The 22,491-nt window shown below is 70.1% G+C and carries 20 protein-coding genes and 1 pseudogene; 12 read left to right on the forward strand and 9 right to left on the reverse strand.

The window, feature by feature from the left end; genetic code table 11:
- Positions 1 to 17: 17 nt before the first annotated feature.
- Entirely contained in the window at positions 18 to 830 is an 813-nt protein-coding gene (locus H288_RS0129605) for an IS5 family transposase (RefSeq protein WP_026604813.1), read from the reverse strand.
- A 436-nt stretch (positions 831 to 1,266) separates the two neighbouring features.
- On the opposite strand from H288_RS0129605, the gene H288_RS0129610 reads away from it, so the two are divergent.
- The gene (locus tag H288_RS0129610) at positions 1,267 to 1,449 is read left to right on the forward strand and encodes a hypothetical protein (protein ID WP_020096202.1); all 183 of its coding nucleotides are present in this window, start codon (positions 1,267 to 1,269) and stop codon (positions 1,447 to 1,449) included.
- A 398-nt stretch (positions 1,450 to 1,847) separates the two neighbouring features.
- Positions 1,848 to 2,213: a cytochrome c family protein gene (locus H288_RS0129615; protein WP_026605419.1), complete on the forward strand. Its 366-nt coding sequence runs from the start codon at positions 1,848 to 1,850 to the stop codon at positions 2,211 to 2,213.
- A 258-nt stretch (positions 2,214 to 2,471) separates the two neighbouring features.
- Here the strand turns inward: H288_RS0129615 and H288_RS0129620 are convergent, their stop codons facing one another.
- The 3 genes from H288_RS0129620 to H288_RS0129630 all read right to left on the reverse strand — a co-directional run bounded on the left by H288_RS0129620 (position 2,472) and on the right by H288_RS0129630 (position 3,448).
- Entirely contained in the window at positions 2,472 to 2,825 is a 354-nt protein-coding gene (locus H288_RS0129620; protein WP_234741492.1) for a hypothetical protein, read from the reverse strand.
- A gap of 137 nt (positions 2,826 to 2,962) precedes the next feature.
- Complete coding sequence (locus H288_RS36345) at positions 2,963 to 3,097, reverse strand: hypothetical protein (RefSeq protein ID WP_020096204.1); 135 nt, start codon at positions 3,095 to 3,097, stop codon at positions 2,963 to 2,965.
- Positions 3,098 to 3,166: 69 nt separating this feature from the next.
- Entirely contained in the window at positions 3,167 to 3,448 is a 282-nt protein-coding gene (locus tag H288_RS0129630; protein WP_020096205.1) for a hypothetical protein, read from the reverse strand.
- 208 nt (positions 3,449 to 3,656) lie between these two features.
- Here H288_RS0129630 and H288_RS0129635 point away from each other — a divergent pair, with 208 nt between their 5' ends.
- The 8 genes from H288_RS0129635 (at position 3,657) to H288_RS0129670 (ending at position 12,431) form a co-directional block, all read left to right on the forward strand.
- Positions 3,657 to 4,928, forward strand: a complete 1,272-nt coding sequence (locus H288_RS0129635; RefSeq protein WP_020096206.1) for a nucleotide sugar dehydrogenase — start codon at positions 3,657 to 3,659, stop codon at positions 4,926 to 4,928.
- Between the two features lie 115 nt (positions 4,929 to 5,043).
- Entirely contained in the window at positions 5,044 to 5,661 is a 618-nt protein-coding gene (locus H288_RS0129640) for a CoA-binding protein (protein ID WP_020096207.1), read from the forward strand.
- A 210-nt stretch (positions 5,662 to 5,871) separates the two neighbouring features.
- Positions 5,872 to 6,333: a 50S ribosomal protein L13 gene (gene rplM / locus H288_RS0129645; RefSeq protein ID WP_012318175.1), complete on the forward strand. Its 462-nt coding sequence runs from the start codon at positions 5,872 to 5,874 to the stop codon at positions 6,331 to 6,333.
- A 2-nt stretch (positions 6,334 to 6,335) separates the two neighbouring features.
- A complete protein-coding gene (gene rpsI, locus H288_RS0129650) occupies positions 6,336 to 6,821 on the forward strand; it encodes a 30S ribosomal protein S9 (protein ID WP_012318176.1) in 486 nt (161 codons plus the stop codon).
- Positions 6,822 to 6,992: 171 nt separating this feature from the next.
- Positions 6,993 to 7,943 carry an N-acetyl-gamma-glutamyl-phosphate reductase gene (gene argC / locus H288_RS0129655; protein ID WP_020096209.1) on the forward strand — a complete coding sequence of 317 codons (951 nt, stop codon included), beginning with the start codon at positions 6,993 to 6,995 and terminating at the stop codon, positions 7,941 to 7,943.
- A 140-nt stretch (positions 7,944 to 8,083) separates the two neighbouring features.
- The gene (locus H288_RS0129660) at positions 8,084 to 9,427 is read left to right on the forward strand and encodes a hypothetical protein (protein WP_020096210.1); all 1,344 of its coding nucleotides are present in this window, start codon (positions 8,084 to 8,086) and stop codon (positions 9,425 to 9,427) included.
- 78 nt (positions 9,428 to 9,505) lie between these two features.
- Positions 9,506 to 10,750: a hypothetical protein gene (locus tag H288_RS0129665; RefSeq protein WP_020096211.1), complete on the forward strand. Its 1,245-nt coding sequence runs from the start codon at positions 9,506 to 9,508 to the stop codon at positions 10,748 to 10,750.
- 22 nt (positions 10,751 to 10,772) lie between these two features.
- The gene (locus H288_RS0129670) at positions 10,773 to 12,431 is read left to right on the forward strand and encodes a GDSL-type esterase/lipase family protein (RefSeq protein ID WP_020096212.1); all 1,659 of its coding nucleotides are present in this window, start codon (positions 10,773 to 10,775) and stop codon (positions 12,429 to 12,431) included.
- A 51-nt stretch (positions 12,432 to 12,482) separates the two neighbouring features.
- Here H288_RS0129670 and H288_RS0129675 read toward each other — a convergent pair whose 3' ends face one another.
- The 5 genes and pseudogenes from H288_RS0129675 to H288_RS36160 form a co-directional block, all read right to left on the reverse strand.
- Positions 12,483 to 14,867, reverse strand: coding sequence for a glycosyltransferase (locus H288_RS0129675; protein ID WP_026605420.1), 2,385 nt, complete (start codon positions 14,865 to 14,867; stop codon positions 12,483 to 12,485).
- Positions 14,868 to 14,917: 50 nt separating this feature from the next.
- A complete protein-coding gene (locus H288_RS0129680) occupies positions 14,918 to 15,334 on the reverse strand; it encodes a hypothetical protein (RefSeq protein ID WP_026605421.1) in 417 nt (138 codons plus the stop codon).
- A gap of 592 nt (positions 15,335 to 15,926) precedes the next feature.
- Positions 15,927 to 16,562, reverse strand: a pseudogene (locus tag H288_RS36155) (DedA family protein); the annotation flags it as partial.
- Positions 16,563 to 16,641: 79 nt separating this feature from the next.
- Positions 16,642 to 17,664, reverse strand: coding sequence for an NAD-dependent epimerase/dehydratase family protein (locus H288_RS0129690; protein WP_020096215.1), 1,023 nt, complete (start codon positions 17,662 to 17,664; stop codon positions 16,642 to 16,644).
- Positions 17,661 to 20,660, reverse strand: coding sequence for a glycosyltransferase family 61 protein (locus H288_RS36160; RefSeq protein ID WP_245274585.1), 3,000 nt, complete (start codon positions 20,658 to 20,660; stop codon positions 17,661 to 17,663). Before H288_RS36160 ends, H288_RS0129690 begins: the two co-directional genes overlap by 4 nt.
- On the opposite strand from H288_RS36160, the gene H288_RS33115 reads away from it, so the two are divergent.
- Positions 20,580 to 21,251 (forward strand): acetyltransferase, encoded by a 672-nt coding sequence (locus tag H288_RS33115; protein WP_020096217.1) that lies wholly within the window; start codon positions 20,580 to 20,582, stop codon positions 21,249 to 21,251. The genes H288_RS36160 and H288_RS33115 overlap by 81 nt on opposite strands.
- A gap of 124 nt (positions 21,252 to 21,375) precedes the next feature.
- Positions 21,376 to 22,485, forward strand: a complete 1,110-nt coding sequence (locus tag H288_RS33120; RefSeq protein ID WP_020096218.1) for a DegT/DnrJ/EryC1/StrS family aminotransferase — start codon at positions 21,376 to 21,378, stop codon at positions 22,483 to 22,485.
- Positions 22,486 to 22,491: the final 6 nt, after the last annotated feature.

A 22,491-nucleotide genomic window follows, 5' to 3' on the forward strand; every position in this document is an offset into this window, starting at 1 on the left:
AGAGTCCGTCCGAGAAGTCAGACTGAGCGGGCAAGCCGCCTGACGAGGATCATGACGGCTGCCGCGTAGAGGAATGCTCTGGCCGAGGCGATAGTCGCCTCTGGGTCCTTCCAGAGGCGGCGATTGCGGCTGATCCAGGCGAAGAACCGTTCGACCACCCAGCGGCGTGGATGCACGGCAAAGCCGACTTGATGGGGCGGCTTGCGCACGATCTCGACCGTGATGATCGTGGCGGTCGCCGGTCTGTTGCCGGCATAGCCTGCATCGGCGAAGGCTTTGGCGATGAACGGGAAGGTCCGACGCGACAGGCGCAGCACCGGCACGGCTCCGTCGCGGTCCTGTACGTCGGCAGGCTGAGGATCGAGGACGAGCGCGCGCCCGTCCATGTCGACCAGCGCTTGGCGCTTGCGCCCCTTGACCCTCTTGCCGGCATCGTAGCCGCGAGGGCCGCCGCTCTCCGTCGTCTTGATGCTTTGGCTGTCGAGGACCGCGGCAGACGGTGAGGCTTCCCGTCCGACTCGCTCGCGATCGGCCATGACCAGGTGGTGGTTGATCCGGCCAAACAGCCCTGTGTCGCGCCAGCGGCTGAAGTAGCCGAACGTGGTCGAGCGCGGCGGCAGATCCTTGGGTATCAACCGCCAGGAGATCCCACCTCTCAGAACGTAGAAGATGGCGTTCAGGACCTCCCGTGTCGTCCAGAGCGGAGGCCGGCCACAGGGCGCTGGCCTCGGCATCAGTGGCTCGATCACCGCCCACTCGGCGTCGGTAAGGTCGGTTTCATAGCGAAGGCCCACGCGGCTATGCTGCCGCCGGGTGGTCGGGGTCCACATGGCGCTTCCAGGTCAGGCTTCAGCACCCTCCTGGAATCATCGCCATCCCGGCCACTCAACCCCGCCTCAGACCCTTACCGGACGGGCTCTAACTGCGCAGGGCCATCGAGAATCCGGCCCCAGGCCAAGGGGATGGCCGTCGGCAGGCCGGTGGAAGCCTACGTCGAGAATGCGCCCTCGAAGACATCGTCGCGCTCCCGCACGATGGCAGCACCGTCCTCGGTCCCGTTCTTATCAGCGTACTAGATGACGTCGCTGGTGCAGCGCCGCGTCCTTCAAGCGCCCCGACAGCACGCTCGGGCGTGACGCTCGGCCCGGCCGGCGTGAAGCCATCGCGGGTGCCGGCCGGCGCATCACATCTGCGCGCGCCGTCCCGGCGGAGACTCGGCGGTAACCATTCGGGCGCATGGCCCTCGGAGCAAGCCGCGGAGCCGTCATGATCAACCAACGACCGACGATATCCCGCCCGCTGACGGCGGCGCCCCGCATTCTGGAGACGACGATCCTCGCCGCGTGGGTCGCGGCGCCGGCGGCGTGGAATGCCGGCGCCGCGATGGCGCGGGCCGCTACGGTGCCGGAGCCCCGCCCGCCGGCGATCCGGCTGCCTCTCGCCGCCTAGCGTCGCGTGCCCGTCCAGGGACTCGGCAGGGCTCGCCGCGGCGGGCCCTTTCTCGTGCGCGCCGTCCTCGGCTCCCCGGGCGAGACGACTTTTCCGGCGCGGGGCGGATTATCGTGCCTCGGCACACGTCAACATCCCGACATGCCAAACTTGGAAGAGTTCTCAGGTTCGCCGTCCCCTTCCGTGTCCCTCTGCGGGCGAGACGGGCCGTGCGCGGGCGACGGCCCGCCAAGGGGCGGCGACCGGGCCCGAAGGTCTGCACCGCGGCCGGCACGGTTTTCGAGATGATGTGAGACAGCGCACAATATAATCTGCGCTCAGGCTCAGATTTTTTCGCTTGCATCGCGCGTTTTTTCTGCCAAAACCGCGAAGCTTATCTTCTGGATTGGGGTTTATACATGCGTATGCTCGCAATCGGCGCAGTTCTCGCCGTCGTCATGCCTTTCGCCGCGCAGGCCCAGGAGGCCGGTGACGCCGCCGCCGGCGAGAAGGCGTTCGCCCCCTGCAAGGCGTGCCACAACTTCCAGAAGAACGGCGTGGGCCCCGACCTGAAGGGCGTCGTCGGCCGCAAGGCGGGCACCTACGAGGGCTACAACTACTCGGCCGCCCTGAAGAACTCGGGCATCACCTGGGACGAGGCCAACCTGCACGAGTGGCTGAAGAACCCGAAGGCGAAGGTGCCCGGCAACAAGATGATCTTCCAGGGCATCGCGGACGACAAGAAGATCAACGACCTCATCGCCTACCTGAAGACCCAGTCCTAAGTCGGACAGGTCCCAAACCAAGGATACGCGCGGCCTCCCGCCGCGCACCCGCCACGATAGACCCCGCCCGGCCCAGCCGAGCGGGGAATTTCCCGTTTACCCGAGGGCGATCGACCGAAAATAGTCTTGATTTTTCTTCGCCGGAGCTTCCCATCCCGCAGAATGGTGTTACTCTGGGCGCAGTCGCTCGGCGTAACGCACCGGGCGTCCTCAACCTTCAGCCCCGCCGGCACCCGCCGCGCGGGGCTTTTTCGTGGCTCAGCGGCCGCTGCCGGAGGAGAGGCTCGATCCGACACTGCCGGAGAGCTGGCTCGGCGTGCCCAGCTGGGTGCCGTTCGGGTTGGTGTCCAGGCTGAGATCGGGGGACACGAGGCCGCCCGGCGCCGGGTTCGTCGACTGGGCCGGCTCGAAGGCCTGCCGGCCGCCGGCCAGCGGGATGATGACCCGCTCCTGCCGGATCGTGGTCTCGCAGAGACCCTGGCAGATCGGCACCGTCAGGTCGGTCTCCTGGCAGATCGCCTTCATCTCGCCCCGGATGCACGTGCAGCGGCAGAGCGCCGAGGCGGGGGCGGGCAGCGCCAGAAGGGCAGCGGCGAGCAGGAACAGGCGCATGGTGATCGACCTCATTGCCCGCGACAGGGCGATCGGGGCTCGGCGGGCCTCATAGCACGACGCGCCCCGGAGCCCGAGCGTGCCGCCGCTCCCGGGGGCCGCGCGTTCGGGCTCCGGGTGTCGGAGGGGCCCGTCGCTCAGCCAGCCGTGACGCGGCGGTAGCTCGCCGCGAAGGCCTCGGCGGCCTCGCGCGTCAGGTCCGTCACCACCAGTCCGGCGGTGTAGACGGTCCACCGTCCGTTCTGGTCTTCCGTGATGCAGATTTCGGCCATCGGGCGCCTCCACTCCACGCCACAACAAAGCCGAGCGAACCTGACGAGTTCCTGAACCGCGCCGGGCGATCAGACCTCCGGCGCGCCATTCTCCCGAGCAACGTCCTTCCGGAGAATGCGGACGGGCCGGAAGGCGCGCGCGGACACGGCGGCCTCGACCCAGGCGCGGGCCGCCGCGGCCGCGGGGTGATCGGCGAAGGCGGCGGGGCGCGGCGGCCATTCCGACCCGGACTGGACGACGTAGCCGCGGGTGCCCGCGGCGCAGGGACCGACGTAGCCGAAGACCTTTCCGGTTCCGTCGACGAGGTCGGTGCAGTGGACCGGCCCCTCGGTCCAGCGGAGATCAGGCATCGTCACGCCCCATGGTCTCGCCCCGTAAGCGGTCCGGGGACGCGCACCGCGCGGGCCGAGGCGAGTCGACGCCGGCGCGGACCGCCCCTATACGCGCCCGGCGGCCGGATCGTCATCGGCGCCCTCCGAGCCCGCAGAGGGATCCGGCGTGGCTGACGGAGCGGCAGACGGCTCAGGGGAAGGCCCGGCGGACCGCTCGGCGGACAGCGTGGCGATCGTCGGCCTGGGCTATGTCGGGCTCCCGCTCGCCCTGGCGTTCGGCCGGGGGCGGGCCACGATCGGCTACGAGCGCGCCGCCGACAAGGTGGCGGCCTATCGGGCCGGGCACGACCCGGCCGGGGAGATCGACGCGGAGGCGTTCCGGGCCGCCGCGCACCTCGCGATCACCGACGACCCGACCGCGCTGGGCGCGGCGGACGTGATCGTCGTCACGGTCCCGACCCCGGTGGACGCGGCCCAGTGCCCCGATTTCGACCTGCTGATCCGGGCCTCGGACCTCGTCGGCCGGCACATGCGGCCGGGCGCGACCGTGGTGTTCGAATCCACGGTCTATCCCGGGGCCACCGAGGAGGTCTGCATCCCGGTCCTGGAGCGCGCCTCGGGCCTGCGCTGGAAGACGGATTTCTTCGTCGGCTACTCGCCCGAGCGGATCAACCCGGGCGACCGGGAGCACAGCCTCGCCCGGGTGGTGAAGATCGTCGCCGGCGACACCCCCGAGACCCTGGAGCGGCTCAAGGCCCTCTACGGGTCGATCATCGAGGCGGGGCTCCACGCCGCCTCGTCCATCCGGGTGGCCGAAGCCGCCAAGGTCATCGAGAACACCCAGCGCGACCTGAATATCGCGCTCATGAACGAGCTGTCGCTGATCTTCGACAAGCTCGACCTCGACACCCAGGAGGTCCTCGCGGCGGCGGGGACCAAGTGGAACTTCCTGCCCTTCCGCCCCGGGCTGGTCGGCGGCCACTGCATCGGCGTCGACCCGTACTACCTGACCCACAAGGCCGCGATGATCGGCTACCACCCGCAGGTGATCCTGGCCGGGCGGCGGATCAACGACAGCATGGCGGCCCACGTCGCCCGCAGCACGGTGAAGCGGATCGTCCGGCGCGGCGGGACCGGGCGGGCGCGGGTCATCGTCCTCGGCCTGACCTTCAAGGAGAACTGCGCCGACCTGCGCAACTCGAAGGTCGCCGACCTCGTGCGGGAGCTGGAGGAATTCGGCTGCGCCGTGTCGGTCCACGATCCCCGCGCCGGCGCGGCGGAGGCCCGGGCCGAGTACGGCATCGCCCTCGTCGACTGGGCCGACTTGCCCACTGGGGCCGACGCGGCCGTGATCGCGGTCCCGCACCGCGACTACGCCCGACTCGGCCCGGAGGCGATCGCCGCCCGGGTGAAGCCCGGCGGTCTGATCGTGGACGTGAAGGCACTCTTCGAGAAGGCGCCGTTCGCGCGGCTGGGCTACGAGGTCTGGCGGCTGTGACGGTGGCTGTGACGGCGGCCGCGCCGAGGCCGCGACAGCGGCGCGACGCGCGGCACAGAACGCGGCGAGAAGCGCGACACGACCCGCGATCATCCGGACGACGAGGGAAGACGCCATGGACGAGACGGGCCACGAGAACCGGCCACCCGCGCCCGGCGACGCGGCAGCGCTCGCGGAGCGGCACGCCCGCTACCCCGACGCACAGATCCGCACGATCCTGAACGGCACGCGCACGATCGCGCTGGTGGGCGCCTCGGCGAATCCGGCGCGCCCAAGCTGGATCGTCCTGAAATACCTGCTCGACCGGGGCTACGCGGTGACGCCGGTCAATCCCGGCCTCGCCGGCCAGGACCTGCTCGGGCGCCGGGTGGCCGCCTCCCTCGCCGAAGTCCAGGCCGGGCTGGGCGACCAGCCGATCGACATGGTCGAGATCTTCCGCAACTCCGCCGCCGCCGGGCCGCTGGTCGACGAGGCGCTGGCGCTGACGCCGCCGCCGAAGATGATCTGGATGCAGCTCGGCGTGCGCGACGACGCGGCCGCCGCCCGGGCCGAGGCGCGCGGACTGACGGTGATCATGAACCGCTGCCCCAAGATCGAGTACGGCCGGCTCTCCGGCGAGATCGGCTGGACCGGCGTGAACTCCCGGATCCTCAGCGCCCGGAAGCCGGTGCTGGCGGCCAGGGGCGTCCAGAAGCTGACCATCGCGGAGCGGGGCCGGCGCTCCGACGGCTAGCGGTACTCTGGTACCTCAACCGCCAACACGCTGAATAAAATAGCTTTTCCGGGATCTTGAACTTCCCTGTTGACCCGGCGTCCGGGGCCGTCTATGGACCCGGCACCGCCGCCGCGTGTGCCCCACGCGGCGGCTCGTTTTTCGGCACCCCGATGTCCGCGGATCCCGACGCGTCGGGGTCCGGTCCGTCGGAACCCCTGGGATTTGGCTATGAAGACCACCTCGCTGAAGCCCGCCGAGGTCGACAAGAAGTGGATCGTGATCGACGCGGAGGGCCTCGTCGTCGGCCGCCTCGCGTCGATCGTGGCGATGCGCCTGCGCGGCAAGCACAAGGCCGCCTACACGCCCCACGTCGATTGCGGCGACAACGTCATCGTCATCAACGCCGAGAAGGTGAAGTTCACTGGGCGTAAGTACAATCAGAAGAGCTATTTCTACCACACCGGCTATCCGGGCGGCATCAAGGAGCGGACTGCCAAGTTCATCCTCGAGGGCCGGTTCCCCGAGCGCGTGGTGGAGAAGGCCGTCGAGCGCATGCTGCCCCGCGGCCCGCTCTTCCGCCAGATCCTCGGCAATCTCCGCGTCTACAAGGGCACCGAGCACCCGCATGAGGCCCAGCAGCCGCAGGCGCTCGACGTCGGCGCCCTCAACCGCAAGAACGTGAGCGCTTGATCATGGCGACCCTGCAGTCCCTCGCCGACCTCAACCGGTCGAACACCGGCGCGGTCGACCCCGCCAACGAGGCCCCCGTCCACGTCCAGAAGCTGGACGCGCAGGGCCGCGCCTACGCCACCGGCAAGCGCAAGGACGCGGTCGCCCGCGTCTGGATCAAGCCCGGCAACGGCACGGTCACGATCAACAAGCGCCCGGTGGAGACCTACTTCGCCCGCCCGGTGCTGCGCATGATCCTGCGCCAGCCGCTGGAGATCGCCGGCCGCGTCGACCAGTACGACATCACCGTCACGGTGGCGGGCGGCGGCCTCTCCGGCCAGGCCGGCGCGGTGCGCCACGGCCTGTCGAAGGCCCTGACCTACTACGAGCCGGAGCTGCGCGCCCCGCTGAAGCGTGAGGGCTTCCTCACCCGCGACGCCCGCGTGGTCGAGCGCAAGAAGTACGGCCGCAAGAAGGCCCGCCGCAGCTTCCAGTTCTCGAAGCGTTAAGACACCCGGTCACACCGGTGTCACGGAGAGGGCGGCTCCTGCGGGGGCCGCCCTTTCGCGTTTTCAGGCCGCGGCACGGTCGTTGACAGGCTGTCGCACCGCGCGCACCTGATTCCCGGCCGCGGCGCCCGACTCGGGCGACAAGGCATTTTCTAGAGAGCGAGACGAGCGATGTCTGGCGAAGGCGCGACGAAGCCCACCGTGTTCATCGACGGAGAGGCCGGCACGACCGGTCTCGGCATCCGCGAGCGCCTGGAGCGCGACGGGCGGGTCGCCCTGCGCAGCATCGCTCCGGAGCACCGCAAGGATCCGGCGGCGAAGCGCGCGCTGCTCGCCGAGGTCGACCTCGTCGTGCTCTGCCTGCCGGACGAGGCCGCCAAGGAGACCGTTGCGCTGGCCGACAGCCTGCCCGGCGGCGGCCCGCGCGTCCTCGACGCCAGTACCGCCCACCGGGTCGCGGAGGGCTGGACCTACGGCTTCCCGGAGCTGACCCGGGAGCAGGGCGCGGCGGTGGCCCGCGCCCGGCGGGTCGCCAATCCGGGCTGCTACCCGACCGGCGGCGTCGCGCTCCTGCGCCCGCTGGTGGAGGGCGGCCTGATCCCGGCCGACCACCCGATCAGCGTCAACGCGGTCAGCGGCTACAGCGGCGGCGGCAAGAGCATGATCGAGGCCTACGAGCAGGGCACGGCGCCGCCGTTCCAGCTCTACGGCCTCGGCTTCGCCCACAAGCACCTGCCGGAATTGCAGCGCTACAGCGGGCTCACGCGGAGGCCGATCTTCGTACCCTCGGTGGGCAACTTCCGGCAGGGCATGCTGGTGAGCGTGCCGCTCCACCTCGAGACGCTGCCGGGCCGGCCCACCGCCTCCGACCTCGAGGCGGCCCTACGCGACTGGTACGCCGGGCAGAGGCTGGTGGAGGTGGTGCCGGGCGCCGGGACCGGCGCGCATCGCGAGAAGATCGAGCCGGAGGATCTCAACGACACCGACCGGCTGGAGCTGCGCGTGTTCGGGTCGTCCGAGCACGGGCAGGCGGTGCTGGTGGCGCGGCTCGACAATCTCGGCAAGGGCGCCTCCGGGGCGGCCGTGCAGAATCTCGGGCTGATGCTCGGACTCGACGGCTAGCCGACGGGCACGCTCCGTCGCCCTGCGACGGGGTCACCGAACACGCGTCCGTCTCGACAGAGTGGGCTCGGCCGGCGAAGAGAGACGCTTGGGGCTCGGGGCGCGGGCCCCGGACCGCTCCCTGCGCAGCGCGAGACGCGATGAACGGCGACCTGATCGATGCGGCGTTCGGCCGGCCCTGGCACGGCGCGGCACCTGCGGCCGGCCAGACCGACTGCCCGGCCGTACCGCGAGGCTTCCAGGTCGATCTCGGCTTCCGCTGCCCGGTCCGCCGGGTCGAGCTCGCGGCGGCCTGCGCGGCGCCGCCGCGCGTCGCCCTGTCCGACGACGGGCAGGTCTGGCGCGAGGCCGACCTCGACGCGGCCCGGAGCGGGGCCGAGGCCCTGGTGCTGGTGCCCGGGGAGGACGCCTGGGCGCGCCACGTCCGCGTCATCCCGGACGGCCCCCCCGGAAGCGAGCCGCCTGCGGCGCGGGTGCTGTGCGACCGGGCGGATTTCGACCTCATCGCCCTGCGGCGCGTGTTGGACGTGCCCTTCGACATGGCCGACGAGCGGCCTGGCGCAAACGCTTACGTCTCCTACCGCCTCGTCAGCGCCGAGCGGCCGCGCTCTCGCGCCCTGGTCGGACTCGCGCTCTACGAGTGCGGCGCCTTCGGCAACTGCCTGATCCAGCTGCTGCTCGCCATCGGCATCGCCCGCAACCTGAACCTGAAATACATCAAGCTCCCGGCCGCCGACCGGAGCGAGGTGATCGGCCTGACAGGCCCGCTGACCTGCGGCGGCCTCACCTTCATCCCCGGCTCGGAGCCGCTGCCGGAGGCGGGCGCCTTCCTGTCGGGAATGTATTTCGACCTCGGGATCCAGCAGCTCGCCGGCACCCTCGGCCCCGACGAGACCCGGGACATCGTGAGGACCTGCATCCGGCCGCTGTTCAACCGGCTGCCGGCGAAGATCCCCGCCAAGCCCGACGACGAGTTGCTGATCCACATCCGCTCGGGGGACATCTTCAGCACCTGGGTGGCGCCGACCTACCCGCAGCCGCCGCTCGCCTTCTACCAGATGGTGATCCGGCGGCTCCTGGCAGAGGGCCGCATCGCCCGGATCAAGATGGTGTTCGAGAACCGGCTCAACCCGGTGATCCCGGTGCTGGAAGCGTGGATCGCCGAGATCGGCGTGCCGCTGACGACCCAGAGCGGCTCACTGATCGACGACGTCGCGGCGCTGATGAACGGGCGCTACCTCGTCTTCGGCCTCGGCACGTTCGGGCCGGGGGTCTGCCAGCTCTCCGAGCACGTCGAGCAGGTCTTCTACTTCGCCTCAGGCTGGCCGCAGCATTTCAAGAGCATCCCGACCATCGGGCGGGTCGTGGAGGTGCTGGACGTCGCCGGCGGCTACACGAAGGTCGGAGAGTGGGACAACTCGCCCGAGCGCCGCGCGCTGATGCTCGCCTATCCGGCCGAGAACCTCGTCTTCGACGACGCCTGAGCCCGGCCCCGCCGCGGCCGCCTTGCCGAAGCCGGCAAAACCGGTGACAAGCCCTCGAGCCACCGCCGGAGGATAGACTTGGCCAGCGCTGACCCATCCCCCGAGGCCCTGCAGGTCAACGCCTTCGACATGCACCGGGCCGAGGTGCTGATGCGGCTGCGGCGCCGGTTCCGGCCGCGCCACACCACCCTGGTCAGCTTCGCCGCCAAGTACCACTACGTCGAGAGCCAGCGCCGGCTGGTGGCCTCGGCCGCCGCCACGGGCGATTTCGACACGATCGAGAGCTGGTCCCCCGACCGGCTGCGCGAGACGCCATTCTACCGGGAGCACCGGGAGATCCTCGACCGGTCCCGGGGCGCCGGCAACTGGGCGTGGAAGCCCTACGTCATCGCCGAGGCGCTGGAGAAGCGCCGCGACGGCGACTTCATCGTCTTCAGCGACACCGGCATGCAGGCGGTCGGCGACGAGCCTCTGCCGCCGGTGGCGCCGCTGCTCACCTGGCTCGACGGCTCGGAGCGCCGGGTCGCGGTGGGTGTGCTGCACGGCAAGCCGCAGCGGGCCTGGACCAAGCGCGACTGCTTCGTGCTGATGGACTGCGACGCGGCGCGCTACTGGGACGCCGACCAGATCCAGGCCTCCTGGATCGCCTTCATGGTGAGCCCCGCCACCCGCCGGCTCGTGGCCGAGTGGCTGCGCTACGCGGGCGATCCGCGGGTCGTCACCGACATCCCGAACCAGATGGGCCTGCCGGATCTCGAGGGCTTCATCGACCACCGCTTCGACCAGAGCATTCTGTCGAACCTGATCTACAAGCTCGAGCTGGAGATCCCGCCGCTGCGCCAGCCGTCCAAGCAGATCCGGACGCTGATCGACGAGCTGGAGATGGACACGCTGGTGGCGATGCGCCCCTCCGACAACATCGCGCTGGGCAAGACCTGGACGGCGAGCTCCGCCTCGCCCTGGTCGGGCACCAGCGGCACCTACGGCGCGCGCACCACCGGCGACCCGTCCTTCTTCTTCCACACCGGGCTCGACCGGGATCCCTGGTTCGTCCTCGATCTCGGCGCGGTCGAGCGGGTCTCGGAGATCCGGATCTACAACCGGTGGGGGCAGCTCAGCGAGCGGGCGCAGCTGATGCGGGTCTGGTTGGGCGAGACCGAGGGCGATTACCGCCTCGTCTTCGACGCCGTGGACGCCCACTGCCATCCCGGCCTGCCCCTCCACCTGCGGTTCGATAACGCGCGGTTCCGCTACCTCAAGATCGATCTCGACGAGGAGCAGCACCTGCACCTCGACGGGATCGAGATCTTCGCGGCGCGCTGACGCCGTCCCGGATCGCGACGGCATGAGCACGCCGATGCAAGACAAGCCGCTGTTCCCGTTCGGGCCGATCCTGTTCTTCGGCGATTCGGTCACGGCGGAGCTGGTCGCCGAGACTCCGGTGCTCTTCTCCGGACCCCAGACGGTCGCGCGCGGAATTGCCGGGCAGTCGACCCGGGACATGGACCGCCGGCTCCGCTCCGAGATCGCCCTCTACGGTGCCCGCGGCCTCCACCTCATCGGCGGCCGCGACGACATCCTCAGCGGCAGGGGCGTACCGTCGCTGGACAGCATCGTGGCCGACTTCGCCGCCATGCTGCAGGACGCGCGCGACCTCCACGTGCGGACCTGGGTCGGCTCGATACCGCCGGTTGATCCGGCCTCGTCGGCCGCGGCCGGCTTGCCGATCCCGCTCATCGGGCAAGTCAACGCGTGGCTGCGCGCTCACGTGCAGGCGTATGGGGCGCAGTTCATCGATTACGACGCCGTCCTGGCCACCGAAGCGGGTGCGCTCGGGCCCGGTCTTAGCGACGACGGCGTCCGGCTCAACGCCGTCGGCTACGCGGCGCTCAGGGACACAATGATGGCGGCTCTGACCGCCCCGGGCGTCGAGCAGATCTGGGCTCCGCCGGAGAGCGAGGATGCGGCTCGCCGGCGCAAGTTTCTGCACCATTTCGGCTACCTCGACTCGAACACGCGCTATCCGAGCCCATTCATCCAGTTCGCCGGCAAGCCGGGGGCGAGCCATTACGGCGTCCCGTTCGACGCCGACGGCTTCCTGAACGCCGCCTCGATCGTCGACCGCAAGCCGGAGGGCGAGACCCGGATCCTGGTCGTCGGCGACTCGACCACGATCGACGGCGGCGACATCGCCAACACCCTGCCGGGCCGCATCGAGCGGATCCTGCGGGCCGACGGCTTGGAGAGCGCGAAGGTCTACAATTTCGGGGTGATGTCGAGCTGCCTCACGCAGATGACCCACCTGATCTGGTCCCGCTTGGTGACCTACAGCCCCGACGCGATCCTCGTGCTCAGCGGCAGCACCGACCTGTTCCAGCCCTGGACCTACGATCCCCGGCCGGGCCACCCCTACAACGCCTTCATCACGCAGCGGCTCTACGACCACTTCTTCGACACGCACGATCCCCGCGCCCGCGAGGACGGCCTGTCCTACGAGGCGCTGATCACGCTGATCTACGAGGAGCTGAAGCGGCTGCGGGCCGAGGTGGGCTGGCAGAGCCCCGGCTGGGAGGACGCGATCGTCCACCATTACGAACTGGCGGCGCACCGGCTGACCAAGCTGTCCCACGACCACGGGGTGCCAATCGTCAGCGTCCTGCAACCGACGATCTTGCGCAAGCGCCACCTCACCGAGGTGGAGAGCGGCGTCGCCTCGGGGGCGTTCCTGGCCTATCTCGACCGTCAGTACGCCAAGCTGGAGGCATTCACCGAGCAGCTCGCGGCGCGGCGCCCGTACCGGCGCACCTTCACGGCCCTCGATTTCAGCGGGATCTTCCGCGACCGGGAAGAGGGGACCTTCTACGACATCGTCCACTACGACGATCCCGCCCGCGAGATCGTCGCGACCCGGCTCGCCGCCGAGATCCGCGGGGCCCTGGACCGGGCCCGCACCCGCACGCCGCTGGCCCGGGTGCGCCACCTCCTCGGCGGTCGGCGGCGATAGGGCCGGCTCGAAGGGCGCCACCCCGCGCGTGTCGCGACGCCCCGCCCGCGATCAGCCCCGCTCGGCCGCCCGCTTCACCCGGTGGGTGAAGATCACCGAGAGCCAGGGTACGACCTCGTGCTCGACCTCGATGGAGAGCAGCACTTCGAGGTGGAGCGCGTAGGGCAGGATGAAGCGGAAGCCGCAGCGGGCCTCCTCCATCGTTGTCGGCATGTCGCCCAGCACCGCCGCGATCACGTCCGGCCGGTGGACGTCCGCGGGGATGCGCTGGACCTCGCCGTCGGCCTCCACGATCAGCGTCGCCTTGGCGCGGCTCGCCGAGACGACCCAGCCGGCCAGCACCACCTGCCCGTCCTGGATCTCGGCCCAGACCCGATCCTGGGGGGCCTCCAGGTTCGCGCGGGCGAAGGAATCCGGCAGCTCGCCGTCGAGTTCGGCCACCGTGCAGCCGACCTCGTACTTCTCGAAGCCGCGCCCCTCGCCGAAGATGCCGGCGAACTCCTTCTGGTACTGCGCGATCCGGGCGTTCTTGATGTCTTCCGGCAGGCCCGACCATTGGCCCTTCTCCTGGACCGTGTAGACCGAGAGCAGCTCCCGCAAGAACGCGATCCGGCCCTTGTCGGCGACGTAGAGGTTCATCAGCCAGTCGGCCGCCGAGGCGTTCGCGTAATAGGCTTCCGGCACCCGGCGCAGGGCCTCGGCGCGATAGAAGCAGCACGAGAAGTTCGCGGTGAGCGGCGAGTTGGCCAGGACCGGGAAGCTGATCGTGCCGGTCGCATAGCGGCCCTGCTCGTCGTGCGGGACGTAGGAGCCGGTCGCCGGGTAGTGGAGCAGCACCCAGTTGAAGCACATGTCGAGCTTGCGGTCGTTGCGCAGCATCCGCATCTGCGTGGCGACCTTGCGGTCCGACAGCCAGTAATCGTCCGCCTCGCAGAAGGCGACGTACCGGCCCGTGCAGGCGGCGAGGCAATCCTGCATGTTGCGCAGCATGCCGAGATTGTGCGGCCGGGGCCGCACCGCGATCCGCTCCGGGTCGCGCGTCCGGTAGCGCTCGACGATCTCCGCGGTGCCGTCGGTGGACTTGTCGTCGCCGATCACGACCTGCATCCGGAACAGGCCGCGCTGGCCCAGCACCGCGTCGAGGCAGCGGCCGATATCGGCGGCGTGGTTGTAGGCCGTGACGATGACGCTGACCGTGAGCTGCTCCATGAGCCACGCGCGCAGGGCGTCGGGGTCGCCGGTGAGCACCTCGGGGGCGTCGAGGCCCATATCGTGCAGGGCCGTCCGGGCGATGTCGGGGTTGGCGTCGATCAGGCGGCCGAGGCTCGGCACGTCCTCCTCGTCGAGATAGGCCTCGGCCAGCCGCCGGAAGATCGACTTCTGCGCGGCTTCGTAGCCCGCCGCGTAGCGGCCGCCGAAATGGCCACGCAGCTTGCGGAAGAACGCGATCTCGGAGTTGCCGAGCTTCTTGTGGCGGGCGAGTTCGGTGGCGTAGGTCGCCCACATCCCGGCGGCGTGCTTGCGGTAGACCGCCATCACGTCCGGCAGGAAGCCGACGCGTCCGACCTCGGCGTGCATCAGGTGGACGTACCAGTCGCCGGGGGCGATGCCCTCGTCGAACACGAACGCCTCCTCGCCGTGGTAGCGCCAGCGGTAAAGCACGCTGTTGGTCTGGACGAAGTTGTGCGCCACGAGGTCCGACAGCGACGGCTGCGGGCTGCACTGCTTCGGGTACAGCTCCTCGACCCCCGGCATGTCCTCGTAGACGACGCGCACCCGGTGGAAGCAGAGGGAGAATTCCGGGCGCGCCCGCAGGAAGTCGACCTGCCGCTGGAGCTTGCGCGGATCGGTCCAGTAATCGTCGCCCTCGCAGATCGCCACGAACTCGCCGCGGGCGCGCGCCGTGAGGTCGGCGAAGTTCCGGTTCGGCCCGAGATTCTCGCTGCGCAGGACGGCCACGAGGTTGGGGTGGCGCGCGGCGTACTCGGCGATGATCTCGGCGGTCCCGTCCGTGGAGCGGTCGTCGCCGACCAGCAGCTCGAAGGGGAAGTCCGTGGCCTGGCCGAGGATGCTCTCCAGCGTCTGCCGGATGAAGGCCGCCTGGTTGTAGGTGATGCACAGGACCGAGACGACTGGCCGGTTCCAGGCCGGCGCGGGCTGGGTCTCGGCGCGCGCCTGGATCCAGGCCACGAAGGGATTGACGAAGCTGCCGTCGAAGGTCTCGTCCGGCGGCGCGGTGAAGTCGGCCCGGGGCCGGCGCCCGAGCCGGGCACCGTACTTCACGTAGTGCTCCAGGGGCGACAGGTCGGTCAGGCCCACATCGGGATAGCGCGTCGCGTAGCCGATATGGTCGAACAGTCCGCTGGCGTAGATGGTGGCGAAGTCGTCCTGCCACGGCTCGAGCGCGGGTGCGATCTCTCCTGCACCGTCCTGCATCGATCAGATCCCTCGAACGCGCGCCAGCGAGCAGCTTCCCCAGACTACCCTCAGAGGGTGCTGGGGAGGCGCCCTTCCTCGGAGCCGTGATTGTAGTAGTGGTGCGTCGGATCGGCCCCGGCATTCGCGACGTCGTCGTTACACGCGAGGTAGAACTGGCGGTCGAACAGACCGGACGTTTCCAGCCAGCCGAGCATCGTCGCCTCGGGCACGACGGGGGCGCGGTCGGGGGAAGCCGAAGCGGCCTCTCGGTAGAGGTGCGCGAACCGGGCGATCCGAGCCGCAACCTCCTTGGCGGCAGGCCTGCGCACCGAGGAGGCGACGACGCTCGATTGCTCGCCGGGGCGGCGACGTTGCAGATCGGCTTCAGCCAACCGTACCAAGCGGGCGAGTTCGCCCTGCGCCTCTTTGAGCCGTGCCTGAGTCTCGGCGAGCTCGGCCCGCAGCGCTTCCACGTCCTCGCTCAAGGTCGGCTCCGTCTCAGTCGCAGGGCCCAACTGGTCACGGGCAAGTAGCCGTCAGCGGGATCGGCATGAGGCCGGCGCGACGGGGCACCCCAGTCGGGTCGGGCCGGCTGTACGATCGGCTCCAGGGCCGGTCAACCCTACATCCGGGGCGCCACACTCACCAGGCGGGCGGTCACGCCGCCAGCCCAGCAGCCTCCTCGGACTCTGCGTCGAGGTCGTCTTCCGGGCGCGGGAGTCGCCGGCCGACCACCAGAAGGAGGAGTGCGGGGACGACGAGGACCAAGGCGATGCCGAGGATCCCGATATGCCCGATGAGCCGTCCGTAGAGGCCGCCGGTGACGCCGTCATGCCAGGAGAGTACCGCCATGCCGGCGCCGGCGGCGACGAGGAGCACGGGGATCTTGAACCACAGGGGCCAGGGCGCGCGCCGGGTGCGGGCGGCCGCCGGCGCGGCAGCCTGTGGCGCCGCGCGCTCCCGTTTGGCCAGAAGAGCCTCGATCTGATTCTGAAAATCCGCCTGGACCGGGCTGTTCGGGTCAATGCCGCCGTGCCCCGGGACAGGCTCGGCCCGCGCCTCGCCGAGCCCCCCCCCGAGCGGTCCCGGGATCTCGGCCTCGGCGGCGACCATCAGGCGCGCCTCGTGCCGGCGCATGAACAGCCACAGGGCGATGGCGCCCAGCAGAACGAAGGCCAGCAGCCCGAGGCCGACCGGCCCCATCACGTTCTCGATCGACCGGCCGCACAGGTAGGCGCCGAACCCCATGATCGAGGCCCAGGCGACGCCGCCGAGGGCGTTGAAGGCCATGAAGCGGCGAGCGTCGAGCTTGTTCACGCCGGCCAGCACCGCCGCATAGGCCCGGAGCATTGCGGTGAAGCGGCCGAAGAACACGATCTTACCGCCGTGCCGACGGAAGAGGTACTGGCCGAGCTTGAGCCGGCCGTGGTCGAGCCCGATCAGGTGCCCCTTGCGCAGGAGCAGCGGCAGCCCCCACCGGCGGCCGACCCAGTAGCCCGCATTGTCGCCCAGGATGGCGGCGGTCGCGGCGATCGCCACGACGATGGCAATATTGATGTTGCCGGTGCTGCCCGCGTAGGCCGCCGAGGTCAGCAGCGCTGTCTCGCCGGGCAGGGGCAGCCCGGCGCTCTCCAGGGTGATGATGACGAAGATCGCCAGGTAGCCGTAATGCGCGATCAGGTCGGCGATCGGCAGATCGTGCAGGAAGGACATGGGGTCTCCTCGCGGATCAATGCCGCGCGCTGTCGCCGACAAACGTGGCCGCTCCAGGGCGGATTGAAGACCCGGTCGATTAGCTGGCGCCGGTGGGCGTGCCTGCCGCCAGCGACTGCGCCAGATGGGCTCGCATCCACGCGATGGTGCCGGTGAGCCCAGTCTGCAGGGGGACGCGCGGCTCCCAGCCGAGTTCAGACCGGATCAGCGCGGTTTCGAGGACGTTGGCCGGCACGTCGGCGGCGCGACTCGGCCGGTGCACGCAGGGGAGATCGTCCCGGCCGAAGGCCACCTTCAGCTCGGCGATCACCTGATGGACGCTCAGGCCACGCCCGCTGCCGACATTCAGAACCTTGTGCGGGCCCTGATAGTCGACGGCTCCCAGAAAGGCGTCGCTGACATCGTCGATATGCAGGAAATCGCGCACCACCGAGCCGGTGCCCCAGACCTCCAGCGGCTGGTCGGTGAGGACGCGGTGGATGTAGCTCCCGATCAGCCCTTGGTGCTTGGCGCCAAGCTGGAACCGGCCGTACGGATTGGCGATGCGCAGGATCTGGTACTCGATCCCGTGAAGGTGCCGGTAGAGGTGCAGGGACTTCTCGATCATCAGCTTGCTGATGCCGTAGGCCGAGATCGGGTCAGTCGGCGCTTGCTCGGAGATCGGAATGGCACGGGGAATTCCGTAGATCGCCCCCCCGGAGGACGAGAACACGAGCTTCTTGATCCGAGCCGCGCGGCAGATCTCCAGCAGGTGCAGGGTGGCGATCGGCGCGGCCGAGAGTTCCGCGTATGGGTCCCGGTTGGAACTCTCGGGAACCGATCCTGCAATCAGGTGGAAGACAACGTCTTGGCGATCTACCACGTTGGCGAGGGCGAGGCGGTCGGCGAACTGGCCGATCACCCGAGCGACGCGCCGGTCCAGGACCTCGGCCTGCGGATGGCTGCGGCTGAAACAGGTGACCTCGGCCCCCGCCTCCGCAAGGCGATTGCACAGGTTCAACCCGAGGAAGCCGCCGCCGCCCAGTACGAGGCAGCGCAGCCCCGACAGGGACGATGTGGGTTGACCGGATCCGACGGGAGCGCTCGGCCGGGTCTCGCTCATGGCCGGCCTGCGGCGCCCTTCTGGCTCGCCGCGGCGGGTGGCTGCGCGCCATCCGGTAGCCGGTCCGGATCTGCCTCGCGCAACTCGATCATCCGCTCGACCAGGGTCAGCGCGGATTGCTCAAGGGCGTGACGGGTCGGCTCCAGCGAGGCCTTCCCGTACGCCCGGGCCGCCGCGTAGGCGGCAGCGTAGGCCGCGTCCCAGCCGGCGGCGAGAATCCGGAGGCCAGCGGTCTCCAGTTGATCCCGGACGGTAGCCCACGCGGCCTGATGCGCCCCGTCCCAGGCCGCGGCCCGGACGGCGGCACCGGTCTGCCGCAGAGTCAGGTTCGCGACCGCTGCCCGCTTGCGCGCCCGCTCCAGATGATCGCACCAAGCGGCGAGATCGGCGATGTCGGTGAGCGCCGGCAGGTCGGCCAGCGCGTCCCCTTCCACGTTCAGCTTGGCGAGGTGGAACCACGCCGGCAGGTGGGTGCGGACGAGCCAATCGGCCGCCAAGGCGACCCGCCGGCGCTCCAGGGCCTTCGAGCCTCGCGTGCCGATCAAGCGCGGAACGAGCGGCAGGATCAGGGCATCGCGCGCATCCTGTGGCAGCCGATCGCTCCAGGTCCGGATGAAGGCGGAGAGGCTCGGCGACGCGCAGGTGGGCTGATCCGAATGGGGCTCGCCGGCCACGTAGGCCACCGCCTCCAGGGCGCAGAGGCCGGAAGCCGCGTCCGCGTGCGGCCCGGCCGCGAGCGTCCTGACGTGCGCGAGCCGGTCGGGATCGACGCGTGCGGGCGCACCCGTCCGAGGGTGAGACCGGACCGCTCGGCGATCTGGTAGACGGATCGGCCTGTCGTCCACCGCCGGCACCGGGAACCCGGCCGGCACGCCGGTGGCGGCCTCGTTCTCAAGGGCGGCCACGGCCGCGACGACCTTGGCCGGGTCGACGGTATAGCTCACGTGGAAGGCGTGCACGCCCGGCCGGTGGAGGGTGCGGCCGCGCAGGAACAGGATCCGCGCGCCGCCCACCTCGATGTAGCTGGCATAACCCCGGAAGTTGAACGCCAGCTCCTCGTGAATCAGGCCCAGGATCCGGCACCCGGGCCGGCAGAACAGGGCGTTGCTCAGGGCCGAACTCGACGAGCCCACCACCAGGGCAGCGGAGTGGAACGCCTCGACCTGTTCGAGGAACGACATGGTCTCCGGGTAGATCACCTCGAAGCCCAGGGAGCTGAGTTGCTCGGCGATCTCCGCCTCGTTGACGAGGGCGCGCTGGCTGAAGGCCTTGCGCGAGATGAACAAGCGCCGGTCTGTCCGGCCCGAGAGGACACCCTGTTCCCGGGCGCGTTCGAGGATCTGTTCGCGCACCGGCGCGAAGATATCGGCCGGCCAGATCGCGTCGTAGACCGGCCGCCCCGGCTTCATCTCGAACGGAAAGAACGCCGGCGGCGGCGCGATCCCGAGACGGCCGAACGCGACCGGCCGGGGCGGCAGCTTGATCACGGGCCGGTCGCGCGTGTCGAGCAGGCGCAGGATCTGCTCGTGCGAGGCGGGCATGTGGTCGTCGATGCAGAGCGGGATCCCGTCCGGGCAGCGCGTGTCGTTGTAGCAGAGCATCCGCGGCACGAACTCGCAGAACCAGTGCCCATAATTCCGGCTCTGGAGGCCGAACATCATCAGCCCGGCCTCGACCCGGTGTGGATCCTCGGGCACTTCCACAAGGGCGCGCGTCTCACCGAACGCGGCCATCATGATCTGGTCGGGATTGATCCCGTCCTGCAGCAGGATGTCGGGCCGGCGCGGGTGCGCGGCGAGGTCGTAGACGAGCTTGTCACCGGCGATGACGACGTTGCTGCGCGGGAAGGCCTGGGCTTCGTCCAGAAAGGCAAGGTACTGGGCCGGCATGTCGAGCTCGCCCGGCTCGGAGAGCAGGGCAGGGGGCGGCTCGAAGAAGCGCAGGTCGGGCGGCGCGATCCGCCGTCTCGGCCGCAGCTCTGTGTAAGCGCCGTCCCCGCCTGCGGCGAGCGCCTCGGCCGTGACGATGTCGTAGGCGCGCAGTGGTCCCGAGCGGTAGACGTGGCGGGTCCTCTCGTGCAGCGCGATCGCGTCCGCGTAGCGCCCGTCCGGGAGCAGCTCGTCAATCTGCAATCGGCGGAGATTCCTGACCTTGGTGCTCAGGGCAAAGCCATCCTCGGTCGTGACGCCTTCGTCACCGCCGTTCAGCTCGTAGGCCAACCGATAGCACTGCACGCAGGATTCCGGCTCCTGCCCGCACTCGGCGACCCAGCCGAGCCGCAGCAAGGTGGCGATGCCTTCGCGGATGGCGGCTGGGCTGCCCCCTGCGCGCAGGTCGAGGATGACGGCGGTGGCCTCCGCGTAGCGTCCGCGTTCGCAGAGATCGCGCAGTCGCGCGCTGACGGCGGCCACCGCCCAGCGTTCGCGATCCTCGGGGACAATCGAAGCAATCAGATCGTAGGTATCGGCGACGGCGCCGAGCTGGGCATCGCCCTCAAACCGGAACGCGAGCGTCTCGAGGTGCCGCCGCATCCGGGTGACGCGCGCGTCGGCGTGACCTTCGAGGGGGCGATCCTCGGCGGCGACGCACGCGCGGAGCCGATCGAGAACGTCCGACGCGTTGTCGCGATTGATCGTCCGGATCAGGTCGATGAACGTCTCCGCCGGCCTCATGTCGGTCTCACGCTCCGCGCGTCCTCGCTCACGCGCCCGGGTGCGACGCGCCGATCTCGGCGATGTACTGGAACGATGGCACCCTGACGAGGCATCGCCCCTGGAGAGCTCGCAGGGACTCGTGTAGGGCAGGACCCCGGACAGGCAGGACACCCCGAGGCAGGGAACCCCGCGCATGGACGTTCGCCCGAGCGGCAGGCAGCTGCCAGCGCCGAACCAATACCGGTCGCGGCACACGGAGCGATGACCCTTCGCCTTGTCCTGTACGGTGCAGGTGCCCTCGCCCGCGAGATCGTCGACGCCCTTGAGCGCCTGAACGCCCACGGCACGCCGATGGAGCTAAGGGCGAGCATCGTCGATCCCGGCATCCACGCGCCGGAGATGTTCCGCGGCCGGCCGGTGGTCCGCGATGTCCGCACCTTCGCGGGTGACGAAGGTCTGCGCTTCGTCGTCGCCCTCGGCGAGCCGGAGCCCCGGGCCCGGGCCGCCGCGCGTCTGCGGGACGCGATCGGAGCGCGTTTCGCCTCGATCATCGATCCCGGCGTGCTGATCGGCGCGAGCAGCCGGATCGGCGCAGGTGCGGTGATCCTCGGGCATTCCTCCGTCACGGCGGATGCCCGGCTGGGCGAGCACGTGCTGATCAATCCGGGCTGCACGGTGGCCCATGACGATGTGCTGGAGGATTTCGCCACACTGAGCCCTGGGGTCCACCTGGCCGGCCATGTCAGCGTGGAGGAGAGGGCCTTCCTCGGCACGGGGGCTTGCGTGATCCCGAAGATCCGGATCGGCGCGCGCGCCGTGGTCGGAGCCGGCGCCGTGGTGATCCGCAACGTGGCGCCAGGCCAGACGGTGTTCGGGAATCCAGCTCGGCCCTTGCCAACACGGCCCAGGCCGCAGACCCTGCCGCGCGCCTGAGGGGTCCGGCCGGCAGGGCGGACAACGGCGCCTTCCGCGGCGATGCCTGGGCATGTATAGCGGCCGCGTCACCGGGCATTCGGACGAGGATGGTGGCGGCCGATAGTCAGGACGTGTCTCAACGATGATCCCCGTGCTCATTCCAAGCCTGCCGGAGACAGACGCCATCGTTCCGTACCTGCGCCGGATCGATCAATCGCACATCTACAGCAACTACGGTCCGCTCTCACGCGAATTCACGGCTAAGCTCTGCGGCTTCGTCTCGGAGCGCGCCGGCGGCACGACGGTGGCCGCGACGATCACCGGCAACGGCACGAGCGCGATCGAACTCGCCCTGCGCTACCGGATCGGCGGCCGGCGCGGCGGGCTCTGCCTGATGCCCGGCTACACCTTCATCGCCACCGCGCACGCGGCGGTGAATGTCGGCCTTGAGCCGTTCTTCGCCGACGTCGATCCGGAGACCCTGTCGCTGACCCCCGCCATCGCCGAGCGGGCGCTGTCGCTGGCCGAAGGCGATGTCGCCGCCGTGGTGGTGGTCAGTCCGTACGGGGCACCGATCGACGTCCCGGCTTGGGAGGCGTTCGAGGCGGCGCACGGGATCCCGGTCGTGTTCGACGCAGCCGCCGCAACGCTGAATCTTACCCGGATCGGCGCGCAGCCGCTCTGCGTGAGCCTGCACGCCACCAAGGCGCTCGGGATCGGAGAGGGGGGTGCGATCCTCACGACCGATGCCGACTTGGTGGCGCAGACCACCGCGATGACCGGTTTCGGCTTCTCGGCGAGCAGCCGGGTCTCGGAGGTGCGCGGCGGCAATTTCCGGATCTCCGAATACGCCGCAGCGGTCGGCCTGGCGGCCTTCGACGGCCTCGATGCACGCATCCAGCAGTTGCGGGAGGCCTCGCTGGCCTATGTCGAGGGCTTCGACCGGATCGGCGTACGCATGCAGCCCGGCTTTGGCACGGAGTGGCTGACCATGACGGTCAACGCGCTGTTCGAGCCCGCAGCCGCCGACGCGGTGACGGCGGCGTTCGACGCGGCCGGCATCCAGTGGCGGCGCTGGTACGGGACCGGCTGCCAAGCGCATCCCGCCTTCGCGACCTGCCGGCATGACGGCCTTGCGCGGACCGCCTCCGTCTCCGCCGGCGCCATCGGGGTGCCGTTCTTCCCGGCGATCACCCGGGATCAGATCGGCGAAGTCTGCGCCTGCGTGGAGCGGGCCCTGGCGACGCGCTGAGGCGCT

It is taken from the genome of Methylobacterium sp. 285MFTsu5.1 (assembly GCF_000383455.1).
Classification (GTDB): domain Bacteria; phylum Pseudomonadota; class Alphaproteobacteria; order Rhizobiales; family Beijerinckiaceae; genus Methylobacterium.